This window comes from Peribacillus sp. SIMBA_075, from assembly GCF_046534585.1.
On record NZ_JAWRYN010000411.1, the window covers coordinates 1 to 286 of the forward strand.

The window sequence follows — 286 nt, forward strand, 5'->3', positions numbered from 1 at the left end:
TCTAGGACTCCTTTTTCAAATGACGCAAAGTATTGAAACTTGGTTTGTAGGTTCATTTGCTAACATTCAGGTGGGAAGATATGAATATTTATGGCTGATTGTTATCATTACTTTGCTTATTTTTATGTATGCTAATAGACTGACTTTAGCTGGACTAGGAGAAGATGTCGCAACAAGCCTTGGAGTTAATTACAATAGAATTGTTCTTTTTGGGACTGGCCTTATCTCTGTTGCAGTTGGAATTGTTGCAGCTGTTATTGGAAACTTACCTTTCTTGGGATTAATT

General features: G+C 35.7%; 1 protein-coding gene. It reads left to right on the plus strand.

What is annotated here, in order from left to right:
* Positions 1 to 286: iron chelate uptake ABC transporter family permease subunit (locus tag SB775_RS28810; protein ID WP_410864612.1), on the plus strand; the 286-nt coding region annotated here is incomplete at both ends.